Here is an 18,376-nt window from a genome sequence, read left to right on the forward strand (position 1 = left end):
TCAAGCCGGGGATGACATGAGGGTTTATTGCATGCCGCGGATGATGTCGCGGAGGCGTGCGGCTTCTTCGAAGTCGAGGCGCGCGGCGGCTTCTTTCATCTGGCGCTCGAGGTCGGCAAGTTTTGCCGATAGATCCTCGCCTGCGCGAGGATGACGTGTTGCGGTGGCGCCGACGGCCGCACTCAGTTTGGCGTTCTCCGCGCGCTTGGAGTAATTAGAACCTTTCTTTCGTCTTTCGTCTTTCGTCTTTCGTCTAGAACTGGGTTGCAGCGGTTCCATCGGGCGGATTCCGGGTTCGTTCCCTTCGGTAGGCTCAGGGAACTGATCGTCGTCGACGGAATCGTCTCCGTCTATTCCCAGCGGGTCGTTAATCCTCAAATCATCTTCAATCTTGCGGGTCACGGACTTCGGCGTGATGCCGTGTTCCTTGTTGAATTCTTCCTGCACGCTGCGACGGCGGGCGGTTTCGGTGATGGCCTTTTCCAGGCTGTCGGTCATGTTGTCTGCAAAGAGCAAGACTGTGCCGTTCACGTTGCGGCTTGCGCGGCCCATCGTCTGGATTAAACTGCGGTAGTTGCGCAGGAATCCTTCCTTGTCGGCATCGAGAATCGCGACCATGCTCACTTCGGGCAGGTCCAGACCTTCGCGCAACAGGTTGATGCCCACCAGTACGTCGAATTCTCCGGTGCGCAAGCCCCGGATGAGCTCGTGGCGTTCCAGCGTCTTGATGTCGCTGTGCAGGTAACGCGCGCGGATGTCCGCTTCCACAAAGAAGTCGGTAAGGTCCTGCGCCATCTTCTTGGTGAGGGTCGTGACCAGCACGCGGTCGCCGTTCTTGACGACCTCCTCGATGCGGTACAGGAGCACGTCCATCTGGCCCTTGATGGGGAACATCTCGATTTTCGGGTCCAGAAGTCCGGTTGGCCTGTTAATTTGTTCGGTAACGACGCCGCCGGTCTTGGTAAGTTCGTAATCGCCGGGCGTGGCGCTCACAAAGAGCACTTGCTTCGGGTACATGTACTCGAATTCGGCAAAGTTCATCGGGCGGTTGTCGAGCGCGCAGGGGAGGCGGAATCCGTACTGCACCAGCGTCGTCTTGCGGCTCTTATCGCCTTCGGCCATGCCGCCCACCTGCGGAATGCTCACGTGGGATTCGTCCACCATCAAGAGCCAGTCATCGCCGAAGTAGTCGATGAGCGTGAACGGGCGCGTACCCGGGGCGCGGTTCTCGATAATGCGGGAATAGTTCTCGATGCCGCTGCACATGCCGGTCTCGCGAATCATTTCCATGTCGTAGCGGGTGCGGCTCGAAAGGCGGGCCGATTCCAGCACCTTGCCTTCCTTGTCGAGTTCTGCAAGGCGCTCGGTCAGTTCCACCTGCATGCGCTGCAAAATGCCCGCGCGGCCTTCTTCCTTGGTCACAAAGTGCTTCGCCGGTGCAATCGTCATCTCGTCCATTTCCTGCGTGACTTCGCCGGTAATGATGTTGAAGCGCACGAGGCGGTCCACCTCGTCACCGAAAAGTTCGATGCGGAGGCCTTCTTCGTCGTAGCTCGGGTGGATTTCAATCACGTCGCCGTGCACGCGGAAAGAACCGCGTTCCAGGCTGAAATCGTTTCTCGTGTATTGAATTCGCACGAGGTCATGCAGAATCTTGTCGCGGTCGTAAACGTCACCCTTTTTGATGCGAACCATCAAGTCGAAATATTCGCTGGGGCTACCCAAACCGTAGATGCAGCTTACGGAGGCAACGATAATCACATCCCTGCGGGTCAATAAATTTGCGGTGGCGCGCAGGCGGAGCTTGTCAATCTCGTCGTTGATGCTTGCGTCTTTCTCGATGAAGGTGTCCGTGTGCGGGATGTACGCTTCGGGCTGGAAGTAGTCGTAATAGCTCACGAAGTATTCCACCGCATTGTGCGGGAAGAACGCCTTGAATTCCTGGTAGAGCTGGGCAGCGAGCGTTTTGTTGTGCGTGAGGATGAGCGTCGGCTTGCCCACGTTCTTGATGACGTTCGCCATCGTAAACGTCTTGCCGGAACCAGTGACGCCAAGGAGCGTCTGGAACTGTTCACCGTGCTTGAAACCTTCCGTCAGTTCTTCGATGGCCTTCGGCTGGTCGCCCGCCGCCCCGTAAGGGCTCACGAGCTCGAAGTTCGCGCGAGTGGGTGACTGGAACTGTTTTAAATGCCCGGGCAGACTCTGCTCCGGCGGTAGCGGCTTCGCTATCGGTTTCGCATACGGGTCAGGTGTGATTGTCTTGCGTGCGCGTGCCATATTTCATTGTGAAAGATAGAAAATGTCAAGCCGACAACTAATCGCGAATGGCCGATGACTAAAAATTCTATATTGCGCCGCATGCACTGTAACAGAATTCTCGGCACGACACATCACGGTACTTACAAGAAAGTCGTTGACGTTCCTCTTTTGCACGAGGAACTGACGGCGCGTTCTATCCGCTGCATTGCCCGCGATGGAGTCGAGGTGGAAATCGAACTGAACGAGGATTTACAGGAAGGCGATATCGTGGCGGAGACGGAGCAGAATGTTTACGCCATCAAGGTGTATGTGCCGAAAAAGAAGCCCGAAGAGGCCGAGCCCGTTCGCCAGTGCAAGAGCTACCTCTAGTTTTTTTAGTGGCGCGGAATGCGCTGTTTGCGGTTAAAGGAGGCGCGCGAAATTTGAGTATAAAATGCGCGGGCTAGAGTGGCGCAGTTTAATGTGCAGGCAAGAACTGCGTGGCCCTAGTCCTTGATGTTTAAGCTCTCGCGGACGCTGATTTTTTGTTTGCCGAGCAGGCGGTAGAGCTTGCAGCGGAACAGCGGAATTGCCCCGATAACCACGGTTGCAACCACGGGAATGGCGAGGTAGGCAATGCCCGGCTTGTTGAACGTGTCGCGGAAGAGCAACCGCATGACGAGCAGGGTGTACCAGTGAACAGCGAGAATTACGAGCGCGTTGCGCGAGATGTTACGCAGGATTCCCTTGATGATGCGGAATGGCGCAATGTTTGGTAGTTTGTCTGCAAACATGAATGTGGCGACAAGGCCAGCGATGCCGAAAAAGGAACTGGTGAGGAATACGGGGAGGGATTTCCCGAGATCGTTGTTCATGATGCTGAAGTTCGGGTCTGGAACTTCGAGGTATGCGTAGGCGGCGAATGCGACGATGGTGGCGGCGACGAGAGCCAAGATGTTTTTGCCTCGAACGTCATCCCCGCGACCTGTGGTGAGCGTCGCCGAACCAAGGCGGGGATCTTTCAACGCGCCCTTGCACAGCCAGCCGTTCGCGAAGAAAAAAAGCACTGTCAAATCGCGCTCTATCCCGAGCGGCAAGCGGATGTGGTTGACATACAGGAACCAGCCGCCTGCGAGGCTTGCGATTGCGGTAAGAGCGATGATTCCCGTTGTCATCCCCGCGCAGGCGGGGATCTCCCTTCCTCGGCGCACAGAAATACGGCCCGCAACTTTTTGCACCCCGTAAAACAGCAAACTTACCGAGTACAGCGTGAACACGAACCACAGCGGCCCCGACCCGATGGAAGATTTTCCGGCCACAAATATTTTCGCGAGGTTCCAGTAGATATAATCCCACACGGTCGCGATTTCGGGCTTGATGTTCATGACCGTCATGCGCGGCGCCTTCGGGAACAAGTCGAAATTGTAAAGCACCGGGTCCAGCGCCAGAAACAGGAGCGAAAGCAGGATGTAGGGGACGAGCAAGACGCGCGTCTTGTGAACAAGGTAGCTTTTGAAATCAGGAAAGCGCCGCGTGCTGAATAGCATTCCTGAGATGAAGAAGAAGGCTGACATGCGGAGCGCACTCAGGTGGAGCATTCCCATTTGCGCCTGCGGGAACGATTGCTCCACGTGATAAAGGCACACGAGCAACAACACGAATCCCTTGAACTCGTCAATCCACCCAATTCTTGCCATCGCCTTGTCGCTCATGCTCTTGGCTTGTCATCCCCGCTATACGATACTTGGCAACTTGTTGCCATAGTAGAGTTATCCTCTTTGAGGAGAAGGCGGGAATCTTCAATCAATACCATCTTCTCTCATCTGCAATTGTAGTCATGGGTCCGTGTCCGGGGAACACGACGGTTTCTTTCGGGAGCGTGAGCAGTTTGCTCTTAATCCCGCTTACAAGTGCGTCGTCGTCCCCGCCGAAGAGGTCGCTCCGGCCTCTGCTACCCGCAAACATGATATCGCCGGGGAACAGCAGGGGAGGAACATCTTTCTGCCCGTTCACTTCGCCCGGGTTTTCGCAGTAAAACGCGATGCCGCCGGGGGAGTGCCCTGCGATGTGGAAAACCTGCAACTTGATGCCGGGCACCTCGACGGCATCGCCCTCGGCAAGGTAGTTGCCGAGTCCGGGCGAATGTTCCCGCAACGGGAGTCCGAACATCTGGCTCTGCTCTTCCTGCAGGTCAAGCAAGAAGGCGTCTTCTTCGTGAGCCTCGGGCTGCACGCCGTACTTGCGGGCGATAAACGCGTTGCCCAGCACGTGGTCCAGGTGCAGGTGCGTGTTCAGCAGGTGGCGCACGGTCAGGTTGTTTGTGGCGATATAGTTCGCCAACGCCGCTTCCTCCTGCTCGCTCGAAACGCTCGGGTCAATTAGAATCGCATCGCCGGCGTCGTTGCTTAAAACGAAACCGTTCACACCGAAGGGATTCACGACAAATTGCTTGATGTTCATGACGCCTAATATAAAAAAAGGAAAAATCAGGTCTGGATCCTTCGACTACGAACCTAGCGGTTCTTCGCTCAGGATGACAATGAAAAAATGCCCGCACGACGGCGGGCGAATTAACTAATGACCAATGACTATTGACTAATCACTATCCCTTTATTTCCCAGGTCGTGCCTTCCTTACTGTCCTTGATGACAACATTCATCGCGGCGAGTTCGTCGCGGATGCGGTCACTTTCGGCCCAGTTCTTGGCGGCGCGCGCTTCCTTACGGGCGGCAATCAGCGCTTCAATCTTTGCGACATCCACGCCGTCGTTCGCGCCCTTCTTGGCGTATTCTTCACGAGGCTGGTCGAGCTTCAAACCGAAAATCTGGTCGAAGTCGGCCACGAGTGCAGCCTTCTCGCCGTCATCGATATCGCTCTTGAGCATCGTGTTCATAATACCGAGGGCGCGCGGCATGTTCAGGTCGTCGCCGATAGCGTCCTTGAATTCCTGCTGGAAAGCCTTGGCGGCATCGCTTTCAATCGCGGTAGCCTTGCCAATCAGCGGGTCCGTCTTCTTGTGCAAGCTCTTGAGGCCTTCCTTCGCACCTTCCAGGGCTTCCCACGTGAAGTTCAGGTAGTTGCGGTAGTGGCTGCCAATCGCGAAGAAGCGGTAGTCGAGCGGGTTGAAGCCGCGGTCCATCAGGAGAGATACCGTCAGGAATTCGCCGCTGGACTTGCTCATCTTGCCGAACTTCTGCTCGGTGGTGCCGTCTTCCAGCTTTTCTTCGCTGGCGGTGCGCAGGAATTCACCGTGCATCCAGAAGCGGGCGAACTGCACGCCGTTCGCGCATTCGCTCTGGGCGATTTCGTTTGTGTGGTGCACGCGGATGTGGTCCGTACCGCCGCAGTGGATGTCAAGCGTCGGGCCATTGTACTTCATGGCCATGGCGGAGCATTCGATGTGCCAGCCGGGGAATCCAACGCCCCACGGGCTGTCCCATTCCATGGCGCGCTTCTTGTCCTTCGGGCTGAACTTCCACAGGGCAAAGTCGGTGGCGTTCTTCTTTTCGCCCATGTCGATGCGGCTACCTTTGCGCAGGTTTTCCACGTCGAGGCGGGCAAAGTCGGCATAGCGCGGAAACTTGAGGCTATCGAAGTAGATGCCGTCGGATGTGCGGTAGGTGTAACCCTTTTCTTCTAGGGTCTTCACCAGGTCAATCTGTTCCTGGATGTGCTGCGTGGCGGGAGTCCAGCGGGTCGGTTCCTGGATGTTGAGGCGGTGCCAGTCGGCCATGAAAGCGTCGGTATAGAACTTAGCGATATCCCACACGGACTTGCCTTCGCGGGCGGCGCCCTTTTCCATCTTGTCGTCGCCGGAGTCCGCGTCGCTGGTGAGGTGGCCCACGTCGGTGATGTTCACGATGTGGTTCACCTTGTAGCCGTAGTACTTGAGCGTACGCACCAAAAAGTCTTCGAAAATGTAGGTGCGGAGGTTGCCGATGTGGGCGAAATGGTACACCGTCGGGCCACAACAGTACATGCGCACGGCGGGAACGCCTTCGGGGAGTGTGAATACTTCTTTCTTGCGCGATGCGGTGTTGTAGAACTGTAGAGCCATTTTAGCCTCCGTTAAATGCGGCGCGACATGCGCCAAGCGGGGGCAAATATAGAAAAGTTAGGCGAACTAGTCTACTTTTGAAGTTCGTAGAACGCCATGAGCCATGCCTGGAGGCGGATCCAGTCTTTTTCGCCATCCTTGCGAATGTAGCTGCCGAAGGAATGGACGATAAGGTTTTCTAGCGGATAGTCGCCGACCAGCATTCCAGAGAGACCGTAGAATTCGCTGGAAAGCTTGAGGTCGGTATCGTGGATTGTCTCTCCGTCTACGGCGATGGCGAGGTGTTTCTTGTGGATGACGAACGAAACGTGGTGCCTTTCGCCGTCAAGGATTTTCGCCTTGCCGTAGATGACGCTGTCTGTCGCGGCGGAATTGAGCCCGCTGTAAATCCTGGAACAGACGTATTCAGCGTCCTTTTCGCATTGGGCTATTTTGAAACCGGTACTTTCTGAACCCAGGGAAAGAATGCTGTGGCGAACGCTGTCTTCTGTACCCACGGCGCGAATCCAGAATCCGACGGCTATGCTGGAATCTTCGGAGAATGTTGCCCTGTACAGCGTGTCGCCCGAGGCGAACGAGTCTGAATACTGGATGCGGTTTGTGGCTGCCACAAGGGGGTAGATTTCGCCGTGTACCTTGTAGATGGTGACAGCAGAATCCATAGGAGGAAGCATTACCCAGGTGGTGATGGAGTCTGCCCCCCTGTAGTTGGAATTGCTCCAGGGAAGGCTGTTTTGACTCTTGTCCATGAAGTCGGATGTGGTCGTGCTCCCGAAGGCGCATACGGTGTAGTCGTCTTGTGTGACGGGCCTTTTGACTGGAATCGGTGCGATTAGCGAATCGAGCGTCTTGTCCTGGAGGCTGTCGAGAAGACTTATGGATGGGAGCGTGAAGGACCATTCGGAGACAATATCGACGACAGCGTTCTTGTTGGCGGTGCGGTCGTCTCCAGGGAAAACACGCCAGTAGACGGTATCCTTGCGGGCGGCTCCGTCATGGATAATTTCGACCTGGTCATAGTCTACGTAGGAGTCAGAATATGTTGATGCTGGGATATTCTCGATGCTGATGTATCCGGATTCCTGTGCGGTTTTGTCGTAGACTCCACAAGACAGGGTGCCCGTGATGCAGACAGAATCGCCTGGGGCAATTTCGAGTGCCGCTGCGTTCAGCCTGATTTTTGCTGTCTCGTAAAGGTTGATCTCGAGGTGGGTCTCTACAAACCCGGTGTCGTTCAGCAACTCTTTGGACTCAAGAATTTTGTCGGTGATGATATTGCCAAAGGTGACGGCGCCGGAAGGATCCATACCCATGGCCACGATGCTAAAATCACTGTAGGGCACGTTCTTGAAGGTGACTTCGTTGTTCGTGTCGGTGACGGCGGAGTCTATGATTTCGCTGCGGTCGTTAGCGGTACGCATCAAGGCGACTCTGGGGCGACTACTGATTTCGGAGGGGTCGCCAACTTCAAGATTCGTGTTGACGCTGATGGTCAAACTTGCCGTCTGCCCCGATTCCGTCTCGGAAATCACGCCCGCGGTGTCCGTGCCGTTGCTGCATGCGCTGAGGAGCGCGAAAACCGCCCCCGCGAACAGGATGACACTAGAGCACATCTTTCGTCTATCGTCTATCGTCTTTCGTCCAAACATAAAACCTCTTTTGGATCCTTCGACTTCGCTGCGCTTCGCTCAGGATGACGTAGGAACTTATCTTTCGTCTATCGTCTATCGTCTTTCGTCTAAAAGTGAGAACAGGTGGATGTTCATCTGGTAGACGCCGTCGGCATGCTCCTTGTCTTCGCCGATGATGCGCCTTGCCTTCGCCTTGAATTCCTGCAGTTCGGCCTCGAGCTTCTTGTACGCATCGCTCGAGATGCTGAACGTGAGCGTGCTCATGACGGTTGGCTTCTTGGGCGGCGTGATGAGCGCCTGCTTCGAGAGTTCGAAACACTGCAGCTGGTACTGCTTGATGAGTTCCGCGTTGTTGTACGGCCCGCTGCTGATGCTTTCCTTGGTGGGTTTCCAGAAGCCTTCTTCGTTCTTGCGGGCAAGCCCGAGGCGTTCCAGCAGGGCGAGCGAATCCTTCAGCTTGCCGAGCGGGACCTTCGGGAAAATCCTCTTCTGCACGGGCGCCATGTCGTCGCCCACGTCCATCGCGTCCAGTATGGCGAAGAGCGCGCTGTGGTACCAGCGGCTGTAGTATTCGTAGGCGTCTTCATTTAATATATGCTGCGGGTTCGGGTGCAGTTTCAGCAGTTCCTGCATCGCGGCGTTGCGGGCGGCGTCGTTTTTCGCCTGGTCGAGTTCCACCATCGTCTCGAAGTACTTCGCCTCTTTCTTGTCGAGTTCGAGGATTTCGATGAACTTTGCCACCATGCGGGGGCTGACCTTCTTGCCCCTGAGGACATCGGCAAAGTAGCTGCGGCTCTTCTCGAGCCCGAGCAGGTTGCAGATTTCGGTACGCGTGAAGCCCGGTTCCGCCTGTGCGCGGGCGGTCTGGTATTCTTCCAGGAACTTGCGGAAGTGCGTAAACTGGTATATGTCTAAAAAACGATTCATGCGTCATTAGTCATTGGTCATTGGTCAATAGTCAATAGTCAATAGTCGGTGGTCAATAGTAAATGGGTGTTGGTTGTTGGCCAGTAATCTTGGGTCTTTAGTTATAAATATACATTTTTAAATCGGGAGTGAGAAATATTTTGAGAACATTTTTTGTAGTGGCATGGCCGTGGGCGCTCCCGGGGCGTTACAAAACGTGAAATATGTCGTAACGTATTGATACTCTTAGGATTAACAGAAAATTATAAGCATTCCGTAATGGCAGACGGGGCTCCGTTTGGGCGGAAAATTCCGCCGATAATGGCGTTTTTTCTATCTTTTGGCGCGAATTTTATGAGGTAACATCATGGGTAATGAGGCAGAAAAGCCGAATATCATAACGACCTCCCTTGACTTTTTGGTCAACTGGGGCCGTACCAATTCCCTGTGGCCGTTCCCCTACGGTACGGCATGTTGTGCAATCGAGTTCATGAGTACGGAAGTGGGCCGCTACGACCTTTCTCGTATCGGTTCAGAGTATGTGCGTTTTACGCCCCGCCAGTCCGACGTGCTTTTGGTCGCTGGCACGATCACCTACAAGCAGGCTCCGATTCTGAAGCGTATCTACGAGCAGATGGCCGAACCGCGCTGGGTTATCGCTATGGGCGCATGCGCCTGCTCGGGCGGTTTTTACGACTGCTACTGCACGGTTCCGGGCATTGACCACATTATCCCGGTGGACGTGTATATCGGTGGCTGCCCCAGCCGTCCGGAAGCGTTCTTCGATGCCATGTTCGACCTGCAGAAGAAGATCAAGGACGAATCGTTCATGAAGCAGCGCGCCGAACAGGTGAAGGACCAGCTCGAGATGATCAAGGCGAAGACTGCCGAAGCCAAGGCCAATGCGAAGGCCTTTGCCCAGGAGAAGGTTACCGACATCAAGGACTTCGTCGTGGAAAAAGAACAGAACCTCGTAAAGAAAGCCCAATTCTGGAAGGAGTAGAAGATAATGACTGCTGAAGAAATCTTCGCTTGCCTAGAAGAAAAGTTCGGCGCGAAGCGCGAGACGCTCGACAAGTGGGGCGTGACCGCCGTCGTGAGTGCCGCCTACCTGCGCAATGCGGTGCAGTTCCTCAGGGATGAAGCCGCCGTGAAGTTCGACATGCTCATGGATATCGCGGGCATCGACTACCTGACCTACCCGAACCACGAGGGCCCGCGTTTTGCGGTTTCTTACTCGTTCAAGACGGTCGCCGCCCCGTGCGTGCGCGTGCGTCTCAAGGTGCTGGTCGGGGAGGATAGCCTCAAGGTCCCGACCATCAGCGACCTGTATGCGAACGCCAACTGGTACGAACGCGAAGTCTACGACCAGTTCGGAATTGTGTTCGAAGGCCACCCGGACCTCCGCCGCCTGTTGAACCACGTTGAATTTGTCGGTCACCCGCTCCGCAAGGATTACCCGGCCCAGAAGCGCCAGTGGCTCTCCACCAACGACTACCTGCTCCCGGAACTTGAAAAGCGCCTGCAGGACCTCGGCTACAGGGTCATCCAGCGCAGCAAGGAAGTGGAGACAAACGATAACGAATTCTTGGAAGGGAGTATCAAGGAATGATTGTACTGGATAAGAATGGCGATAAGCTGAACCTGATGCCCCTGAACGTGGGCCCGAGCCACCCGGCCACTCACGGCTGCTTGCGCTTTTTGGCCGCGATGGATGGTGAGACGATTGTCGCAAGCGTAGAAGAAATCGGATACCTGCACCGCGGGTTCGAGAAGATGGTGGAACGCGGCACCTGGCAGCAGGTGGTCCCGTATACCGACCGCCTCAACTACTGCTCGGCCATCATGAACAACATTGCGTACTGCCGCGCTGTGGAAAACATGTTCGGCGTCGAGATTCCGGAACGCACGAAGGTGCTCCGCGTGATTGTGAACGAACTTAGCCGTATCAACGACCACTTCGTGTGCGTCGCTGCCGCATTCCAGGACCTAGGCGGTACGACTCCGTTCATGTACGCGTTCAACCCGCGCGAAGAAATCATGTGCATCTGGGAAAAGCTCACGGGTGCGCGCCTTACCAACAGCTTTGCCCGCATTGGCGGCCTCTACCGCGATAGCTACGAAGGCTTTGAACAGGATGTGCTCGCCGCCCTCGATTCTACCGAGAAGGCCCTGAAGGACCTGCACGCCTGCTTGGACCGTAACCGCATCTTCCTCGACCGTACGGTGGGAATCGGCAAGATTTCTGCAGAACGCGCCATCAGCTACGGCTGGACGGGCCCGTGCCTGCGCGCTTGCGGTGTTGCATCCGACCTGCGCAAGGACGAACCCTACTACGATTACGAGACCTACGACTGGGAAGTCGTGGTCGGCACCCAGGGCGACTGCAACGACCGCCTCCAGGTGCGCCTCGCCGAAATCGAGGAATCCGTGAAGATCGTGCGCCAGGCCCTGAAGCGCCTCGCTCCGGGCCCGGTCGACATCGTCGACCCACGCATCCGCGTGCCGGCGCACAAGCTTGCCTATCAGGATATGGAAGGCCTTATCGGGCGCTTCAAGAGCGTGTACGAGGGCATCCGCGTCCCCGAGGGAGAATACTACTGCGGGAGCGAGTGCGCGAACGGCGAACTCGGCTTCACGATTGTTTCTGACGGCTCGGGCCATCCGTACCGCATCAAGGTGCGCCCGCCCTGCCTCACGCAGTTTGCCGCATTCCACGAACTTGTGGAAGGTGGCCAGCTTGCCGACTCCATGGCCGTACTTTCGGGCCTCAACATCATTGCTGGAGAACTTGACCGATGAGAGAACATATTCAAGGTGCAGTCCAGTTCGTTTCGAACAACCATTTGAAGTTTGATGGTCCGAGCGAAGCTATTGCGGCTCTTCCGGATCCGGGTCAGACTTTTGGCTATGTGAACAAGCCTGTTCCGCAGCCTGCCCCGAAGGAAGTGCTTGCGAAACTCGATACTCCCGAAATCAAGGAACGCTGCGCGGACCTGCTCAGCCGTTACCCGGTGGGCCAGGGAGCACTCCTCGAAGTGCTGTGGCTCGTGCAGGGCGTGTTCGGCTGGGTGCCGACGGAAGGCATCCGCTGGGCGGCCAACGTTTGCGGTTGCGCTCCGGCCCATGCGCTCGGTGTTGCGACGTTCTATACCATGTACAACCACGCCCCCAAGGGCAAGTTCCTGCTGCAGTTCTGCCGCAACATCAGCTGCTCCATCAAGGGCGCCCAGCCGCTCATCAAGTATGTGGAAAACAAGCTCGGCGTCAAGAGCGGTGAGACTACTCCCGACGGCATGTTTACCGTGCTCCAGGTGGAATGCCTGGGCAGCTGCGGCAACGGCCCGATGATGCTCGTGAACGATGACTTCGCGACCGACGTCGTGGACGGCGAACTCAAGATGAAGCGCGGTACGACCCTTACCGAAGCAAGCATCGACCGCATTATCGACTGGTGCAAGGCTCACACGAACAACGTGCCGAAGCACGATGTGCTTGGCGGAATCGTGAAGGGCCACGGCGGCCACCCCGGTGCTCCGGGAGCAACTGCCAAGCCGCAGGTGCCTGACTACGCTCCTCCGTCCCCGGTGCTGAACGTGAAGGCCGAGGCCGACGAGACGGGTGCTACCCTCACATGGAAGGGCGCTCCCGAATTCACGAAGATTGTGGTGGAAAAGAAGAACGGCTCTTCTTGGGTCGCGGTGGGCGAGCCCGGCGTGAAGGACAAGGCTTTTGTGGATGCTGCCGGCAAGGTCGGCGACGTGTACCGCATGATTGCCACTTCGGGCGAACGCACGGCCAAGCCCTCTAACGAGGCCGTGACCACCCAGAAGCCGGCTCCGGTCGAGGAGGCTAAGTAATTATGGCTGAATGTGTAAAAGTTTGTACAGCGAATTTCGGCAAGGGCGCCCAGGACATCGAAGTCTACAAGAAGCTGGGCGGCTACGCGAACATTTCGGAACGCCTGTTCAATATGAGCCAGTTCGAACTCATCGACTACGTACAACGTTCTAACCTCCGCGGTCGTGGCGGCGCAGGCTTCCCGACCGGCATGAAGTGGAGCTTCGTGCCCCGCAATTCCGGCAAGCCCGTGTACATCGTGGTGAACGCTGACGAAGGCGAAGGCGGTACGTTCAAGGATCACTTCCTGATGATGGAAGATCCGCACCGCCTTATCGAAGGCCTGATTATCGCGGCTTGGGCGCTCGGTTCCCGCGCGGCATACATCTACTGCCGCGGCGAGTTCCTGCCCTGCATCGAGAGCATCAACAAGGCCCTGAACCAGGCGTACGCCGCCGGTTACCTCGGCGAGAACATCATGGGCACCAAGTTCTGCTTCGATATCTTCGTGCATCGCGGCGCCGGCGCCTACATCTGCGGTGAAGAAACTGCTCTTATCAACTCGCTCGAAGGCCAGAAGGGCCAGCCCCGCCTCAAACCGCCTTTCCCGGCGGTAAGCGGTGCCTGGAAGTCCCCGACCTGCGTGAACAACGTGGAAACCATCATGGCTCTCCCGTGGATTCTGCAGCATGACCCGAGCGAATACGCCAAGATGGGTACGCCCCGTGCCGGCGGTACGAAGGTGTTCTGCATCTCGGGCGACGTGAAGAACCCGGGCGTGTACGAGGCTCCTCTCGGAACCCCGATGATGACGATGATTAACGAATATGCCGGCGGTATCGTGGGCGGGAACCTGAAGGCTGTGCTGCCGGGCGGTTCTTCCTGTGCTCCGCTGAACGCGGGCGAATGTGCCGTAGCCACGATGGACTACGAATGCCTCGCCTCCATGAAGACGATGTTCGGTTCGGGCGCCATGATCGTGATTAACGATACGCACAACATGGCGGAACTCCTGAACGTGCTTGGCAACTTCTACAGCCACGAATCCTGCGGCCAGTGCACTCCGTGCCGCGAGGGTACGGGCCTGTTGCACCGCATTCTGAACCAGATTGTGGAAGGCAAGGGTCACGATGGCGACGTGGAACTGATGCAGAGCCTGTCTGGCGGCTTTGGCGGCGTGACGATTTGCCCGCTGTCCATTTCGCTCGGTGGCCCTGTTGGATCTTACACCGCAAAGTTCCGCGAGGACTTTGACGAACTGATTGCAAAGAACCCCGACCACGCCAAGCCGCGTGTTCAGGAAAACTATCGTCCTGGAATTTTCTGGTAATAATATGAGTAACTACTACAACATGCCGAAACTCCCGACCGAGAACAGCCCGAAGGTGGAAATCTTCGTGGACGATAAGCCGGTGATGGTTCCTGGCGATACGAACCTGCTCGAGGCCCTCAAGGCTGTCGGGATTGAAACTCCTCACGTATGTTACCATCCTTACCTCCCGGTATCGGGTAACTGCCGCCAGTGCCTGGTGGAACAGGAAGGCCCGCGTGGCCGCATGCTCGTGATTGCATGCTACACGCCGGTTTCTCCGGGTATGAAAATCTACACGCCGGCATCCAGTGCCCGCGTGAAGAACGCCCGCAAGGCCACCCAGGAATTCATGCTGGTGAACCACCCGCTCGATTGCCCCATCTGCGACAAGGCGGGCGAGTGCACCCTGCAAGAGAACTACATGGAAGCGGGCCAGAACGAATCTCGTATGCGCCCGGAATACGGCAAGAACTACCACGGCAATCCCGCGCACCAGTTCATTGATGCGAAGGGCCAACTCCGTGGCGGCAAGCACGTGGACTTGGGCCCCCGTGTGTTGCTCGACGAGGAACGCTGCGTGCAGTGCGACCGTTGCGTGCGCTTTATGCGTACCATTGCCGGTTCCGAACAGCTGCAACTTGCAGGCCGTGCCGACCACACTTACATCACCACGTTCCCGGGCGAAAAGCTCGACCACGAATACGACCTGTGCGTGACGGACGTGTGCCCCGTGGGTGCGATGACCGCGAAGTATTTCCGCTTCCAGAAGCGCGTCTGGTTGCTCAGCCACACGCCGACTATTTCGATGGACGATTCCCTCGGTGCGAATATCTGGCTCGACTACGCCGACGGTCACATTTACCGCGTGATGCCGCGCTGCAACCCGGTGGTGAACCGCAGCTGGCTTTCTAACACGAGCCGCCTCGCGTTCCAGCAGTTCGACAAGAACCGCCTTCCGGCAATGGATGTGCATACACCGGCTTTCGGGAACGGCAAGATTGCCCTCGTTGCGGGTGGAACCTGCACGCTCGAAGACCTCGCCGCAATCCGTATGCTCAAGGAAACTCTCGGTGACCGCGCTGAAATCTTCGGCGGCTCCCTCCTGAAGGTGAACGCTCCCGACGGTATCGCGAAGAGCGGTGACCCGGTGGCGAACCGCGCCGGCATGAAGCTCTTGGGCTTTGCCGATGTGGCCGACTTCATGAAGCGCGCCACTGAATTCGAGACCCTCGTGACGGTGAACGCCGACCTGTTCGGCGAGGACCCGGCTGCGGCTGGCGTTCTCGAGAAAATCAATTGCCGTATCGCCATTACCCCGTTCGACGATGCTACCGCGAAGAAGGCGACCATCGCGATGGGTGTACGCCACTGGAGTGAAGTCCAGGGCACGATGGTGAACAGCCTCAACATGCTGCAGAAACTGAACGCCTGCCCGGTCTGCCCCGACGAAAATCTCTGGGCTGCCTACCAGGTGGTATCTTACATGGCCGGGTCCAAGTTCGAGGCCGCAGCCGACGCCTTCAGACAGGCGGGCGAGTATGCGCCGGTCCTCGCCGGGCTCACGTACGATGCCATCAAGAGCACAGGCAAACTCCTCGAAGGAGGTGAAGCATAATGGATATTATTGAATCCAAAACCTGGATAGAATGGCTCATCACGATTGCGAAGTTCGCCTTCTGCTTCGTGCCGGTGCTGTATATCCTTCTCCTTATCCCGATGGAACGTCGTGGTGCGGGCTTTATGCAGGACCGTCAGGGCCCGAACCGCTCGTACATCAAGATTCCGTACTTCGGCAAGATCCGCTTGCTCGGTTACGTACAGAACATGTGCGACGGTACCAAGCTGTTCTTCAAGGAAATGTTCGCCCCCGCGGGCGTGAACAAGGTGCTCTACTACGTGGCTCCGGCAATCCCGTTTGCCATCGTGTTCCTGAGCCCCTGCGTTATCCCGTGGTTCGGCCCGATGGTGTTCGAGTGGGGCGGCCAGATGGTCCGCATCCCGGGTTCCATCATCGATTCCGACGTGGGCGTGCTCCTGCTGTTCGGTTTCAGCTCGCTTTCCGCGTTCGGCGCCGTATTGGCCGGTTGGGCGTCCAAGTCCAAGTACAGCTTCCTCGGTGCGCTGCGTACGAGTTCCATGACCATCAGTTACGAAGTGTGCCTCGGCCTTTCTATGATGGGCATATTGCTCCTCGCGGGTTCCTTCAACCTGACCGATATCGTTAGCTGGCAGGAACATCACGTCTGGGGTATCGTTGCCCAGCCGGTGGCGTTCTTCTGCTTCCTGATTGCAAGTATCGCCGAAACCGGCCGCGCCCCGTTCGACGTCGCCGAAGGCGAGCCCGAACTGGTCGCCGGTTACCATACCGAATACGGCGCCATGCAGTTCGGCCTGTTCTACATGGGTGAATACTCGCATATCTGCATCAACAGCTTCCTCATTGCAACACTCTTCCTGGGTGGCTACTCGGTGCCGTTCATTACGACCGAGACGATGCAGGCCCACATGGGTGGTTCCCTTGCGGTGCTTTGCGGCGTGCTCGCGTTCCTCGCGCTCGCCTTCTTGCACATGATTCACCGCTATTCTAAGAAGCTCGCTGCGACGAACCTCACGAACCGTTTTGAAATCCTGCGCGAATACAAGCTCTACAACATTGTGGCATGGACCGCAGTCGTGGTGCTCGTGATTCTCGCCTTCTTCGCCTGGTTCTTCTACAATCCGCAGTCCATGGTCATCGGCGGCGTCGCCGTCGGCAGCCTCTCGACTGCCCTCGGAACCGCGCTCATCCACCTGCTGGTGCTCGTGGTCAAGAGCGTGTTCTTCTGCTGGGTGTGGATCTGGGTGCGCTGGACACTCCCGCGCTTCCGCTATGACCACGTGATGAGCCTCGGCTGGAAGATTATTCTGAATATCGCCCTCATCAACCTTGTGGTGACTGCGGTCATCGCGAAGCTTGTAGGAGGTAACTAATGCGCGTTATTAGACAGAAACCCATGACTTTGGGCGAACGCCTCTACATTTTCGAGGCCCTGCGTGGCTTGTTCACGACTCTCAAGCACGCTGCCCGCGGTCTGTTCCGCTACGAAGAACTCCCGACGATTTCTTACCCGGAAGGCCAGCCGGAAGTCCGCAATACCTACCGTGCCAAGCACCGCCTGATGTTGCGCCCCGATGGCACCCCGCGCTGTGTCGCCTGCGGCATGTGTGCGGCTGCCTGTCCGGCCCACTGCATCTTTATCGAGGCAACGGCCAGCGATGATCCGCGCATCGAGAAAAAGGTCAAGCGCTTCGACATCGATCACTTGACCTGCGTGTTCTGCGGCCTCTGTGCGGAAGCCTGCCCGGTGGATGCGCTGCGCATGGACACGAAGAAGATTTCCTTTGAACACCGCTCCCGCGAGGAGTTTGTCGCCCACCTCGAGGACCTCACCAACTGGGATCCGAAGGATTACCCGGACGACGAACAGAGCCAGGTGGCTCCGGGCGGTACCAAGAATGCCGAGGCCAGAAAGGTCTGGGGAATGGAGGTTAAGTAATGTTAGCCCTGATTTATTTCATCATTCTCGCGGTGATTACGCTCGGTGCCGCTGCGTGCGTGCTCCTGAGCCGTCATCCTCTCTACGGCGGCCTTTCGCTCATCGTTTCGATGGTCTCGCTCGCCGGAATCTACGGCCTTATCGGTAGCCCCTTCCTGGGCGTCGTGCAGGTCATGGTCTACGCCGGTGCAATCATGATGCTCGTCACGTTCGTCATCATGGTGCTGAACGGTGCCCGCGATTCCAAGACTCCGATGTTCGACAAGGTGTCGCTCTTCATTATCCCGGCGGTTATCGTGCTCGCAGGCCTCGTGGGCTTTGCGCTGGTGCGTAGCCCGCTCGCGTTCGATACGACGACGCTCCGCGGTTCCGTTGCCCTCACGTCCAAGACTCTCTTCGACGTGGCTCAGACTGGCCCCGGCTACTTCGTGCTCTTCGAGGCACTTGGCCTGCTGCTGCTTTCTTCGATGGTGGCTGCGGTGCTTCTCGCGAAGAAGCGTCTCGGATCCGTTGAATCTGAAAATATGGAGGATAAACACTGATGGAACTCCAACCCATTTTCATCCAGCTGCTTGCCCTGGCGCTCTTTGCCATCGGTATCATGGTGGCTATTTCCAGGCGGAACCTGTTCTTTGTGCTCATGGGCATTGAACTTGCCCTGAACGCGGTGAACCTCTCCTTCGTGGGCTTCGCGAAGACGCTCCCCGATACCATGAGTGTCGCGGGCCAGATCATTCCGCTGTTCTCCATCGCCATTGCCGCCGCCGAGGCGTGCGTGGGCTTTGCAATGGTCATCTTTATCTTCCGCAACCGCGAAAGTATCGATGCCGACACCTATTCCGATATGAGGGGCTAA

The 18,376-nt window shown here is 57.1% G+C and carries 17 protein-coding genes; 11 read left to right on the forward strand and 6 right to left on the reverse strand.

Going from position 1 to position 18,376, the window contains the following annotated elements:
- Positions 1-24: 24 nt before the first annotated feature.
- Positions 25-2,277 (reverse strand): excinuclease ABC subunit UvrB, encoded by a 2,253-nt coding sequence (gene uvrB, locus BUB22_RS10860; protein WP_073115146.1) that lies wholly within the window; start codon positions 2,275-2,277, stop codon positions 25-27.
- A gap of 81 nt (positions 2,278-2,358) precedes the next feature.
- Between uvrB and BUB22_RS10865 the strand changes: the two genes are divergently transcribed.
- A complete protein-coding gene (locus BUB22_RS10865) occupies positions 2,359-2,628 on the forward strand; it encodes a hypothetical protein (RefSeq protein ID WP_097036909.1) in 270 nt (89 codons plus the stop codon).
- Positions 2,629-2,744: 116 nt separating this feature from the next.
- Here the strand turns inward: BUB22_RS10865 and BUB22_RS10870 are convergent, their stop codons facing one another.
- The 5 genes from BUB22_RS10870 to BUB22_RS10890 all read right to left on the reverse strand — a co-directional run bounded on the left by BUB22_RS10870 (position 2,745) and on the right by BUB22_RS10890 (position 8,853).
- The gene (locus BUB22_RS10870; protein ID WP_254794726.1) at positions 2,745-3,950 is read right to left on the reverse strand and encodes an acyltransferase family protein; all 1,206 of its coding nucleotides are present in this window, start codon (positions 3,948-3,950) and stop codon (positions 2,745-2,747) included.
- Between the two features lie 91 nt (positions 3,951-4,041).
- The gene (locus tag BUB22_RS10875) at positions 4,042-4,698 is read right to left on the reverse strand and encodes an MBL fold metallo-hydrolase (RefSeq protein WP_073115148.1); all 657 of its coding nucleotides are present in this window, start codon (positions 4,696-4,698) and stop codon (positions 4,042-4,044) included.
- Positions 4,699-4,840: 142 nt separating this feature from the next.
- Complete coding sequence (gene cysS / locus BUB22_RS10880; protein ID WP_073115149.1) at positions 4,841-6,295, reverse strand: cysteine--tRNA ligase; 1,455 nt, start codon at positions 6,293-6,295, stop codon at positions 4,841-4,843.
- 71 nt (positions 6,296-6,366) lie between these two features.
- The gene (locus BUB22_RS10885; RefSeq protein WP_139258971.1) at positions 6,367-7,944 is read right to left on the reverse strand and encodes a hypothetical protein; all 1,578 of its coding nucleotides are present in this window, start codon (positions 7,942-7,944) and stop codon (positions 6,367-6,369) included.
- Between the two features lie 75 nt (positions 7,945-8,019).
- Entirely contained in the window at positions 8,020-8,853 is an 834-nt protein-coding gene (locus BUB22_RS10890) for a TIGR02147 family protein (protein WP_073115151.1), read from the reverse strand.
- 346 nt (positions 8,854-9,199) lie between these two features.
- Between BUB22_RS10890 and BUB22_RS10895 the strand changes: the two genes are divergently transcribed.
- Genes BUB22_RS10895 through nuoK form a run of 10 tightly spaced genes read left to right on the forward strand, consistent with a single transcriptional unit; the run spans position 9,200 to position 18,376 of the window.
- On the forward strand, positions 9,200-9,835 hold the full coding sequence (locus BUB22_RS10895; RefSeq protein WP_072812402.1) for an NADH-quinone oxidoreductase subunit B: 636 nt from the start codon (positions 9,200-9,202) through the stop codon (positions 9,833-9,835).
- 6 nt (positions 9,836-9,841) lie between these two features.
- Positions 9,842-10,444, forward strand: a complete 603-nt coding sequence (locus BUB22_RS10900; protein ID WP_073115152.1) for an NADH-quinone oxidoreductase subunit C — start codon at positions 9,842-9,844, stop codon at positions 10,442-10,444.
- Complete coding sequence (locus BUB22_RS10905; RefSeq protein ID WP_072812398.1) at positions 10,441-11,634, forward strand: NADH-quinone oxidoreductase subunit D; 1,194 nt, start codon at positions 10,441-10,443, stop codon at positions 11,632-11,634. Before BUB22_RS10900 ends, BUB22_RS10905 begins: the two co-directional genes overlap by 4 nt.
- A complete protein-coding gene (locus BUB22_RS10910) occupies positions 11,631-12,692 on the forward strand; it encodes an NADH-quinone oxidoreductase subunit NuoE family protein (protein ID WP_073115153.1) in 1,062 nt (353 codons plus the stop codon). The genes BUB22_RS10905 and BUB22_RS10910 overlap by 4 nt, the downstream gene beginning before the upstream one ends.
- A gap of 2 nt (positions 12,693-12,694) precedes the next feature.
- Positions 12,695-14,002 carry an NADH-quinone oxidoreductase subunit NuoF gene (gene nuoF, locus BUB22_RS10915; protein WP_073115154.1) on the forward strand — a complete coding sequence of 436 codons (1,308 nt, stop codon included), beginning with the start codon at positions 12,695-12,697 and terminating at the stop codon, positions 14,000-14,002.
- Between the two features lie 4 nt (positions 14,003-14,006).
- Positions 14,007-15,599 (forward strand): NADH-quinone oxidoreductase subunit G, encoded by a 1,593-nt coding sequence (locus BUB22_RS10920; RefSeq protein ID WP_073115155.1) that lies wholly within the window; start codon positions 14,007-14,009, stop codon positions 15,597-15,599.
- Positions 15,599-16,954, forward strand: a complete 1,356-nt coding sequence (locus BUB22_RS10925; RefSeq protein ID WP_072812390.1) for a complex I subunit 1/NuoH family protein — start codon at positions 15,599-15,601, stop codon at positions 16,952-16,954. The genes BUB22_RS10920 and BUB22_RS10925 overlap by 1 nt, the downstream gene beginning before the upstream one ends.
- Positions 16,954-17,520 (forward strand): NuoI/complex I 23 kDa subunit family protein, encoded by a 567-nt coding sequence (locus BUB22_RS10930; RefSeq protein WP_073115156.1) that lies wholly within the window; start codon positions 16,954-16,956, stop codon positions 17,518-17,520. The genes BUB22_RS10925 and BUB22_RS10930 overlap by 1 nt, the downstream gene beginning before the upstream one ends.
- Complete coding sequence (locus tag BUB22_RS10935; RefSeq protein WP_072812386.1) at positions 17,520-18,062, forward strand: NADH-quinone oxidoreductase subunit J family protein; 543 nt, start codon at positions 17,520-17,522, stop codon at positions 18,060-18,062. The genes BUB22_RS10930 and BUB22_RS10935 overlap by 1 nt, the downstream gene beginning before the upstream one ends.
- A complete protein-coding gene (nuoK, locus tag BUB22_RS10940; protein WP_072812383.1) occupies positions 18,062-18,376 on the forward strand; it encodes an NADH-quinone oxidoreductase subunit NuoK in 315 nt (104 codons plus the stop codon). The genes BUB22_RS10935 and nuoK overlap by 1 nt, the downstream gene beginning before the upstream one ends.

Source organism: Fibrobacter sp. UWCM, assembly GCF_900129735.1.
Lineage (GTDB): Bacteria > Fibrobacterota > Fibrobacteria > Fibrobacterales > Fibrobacteraceae > Fibrobacter.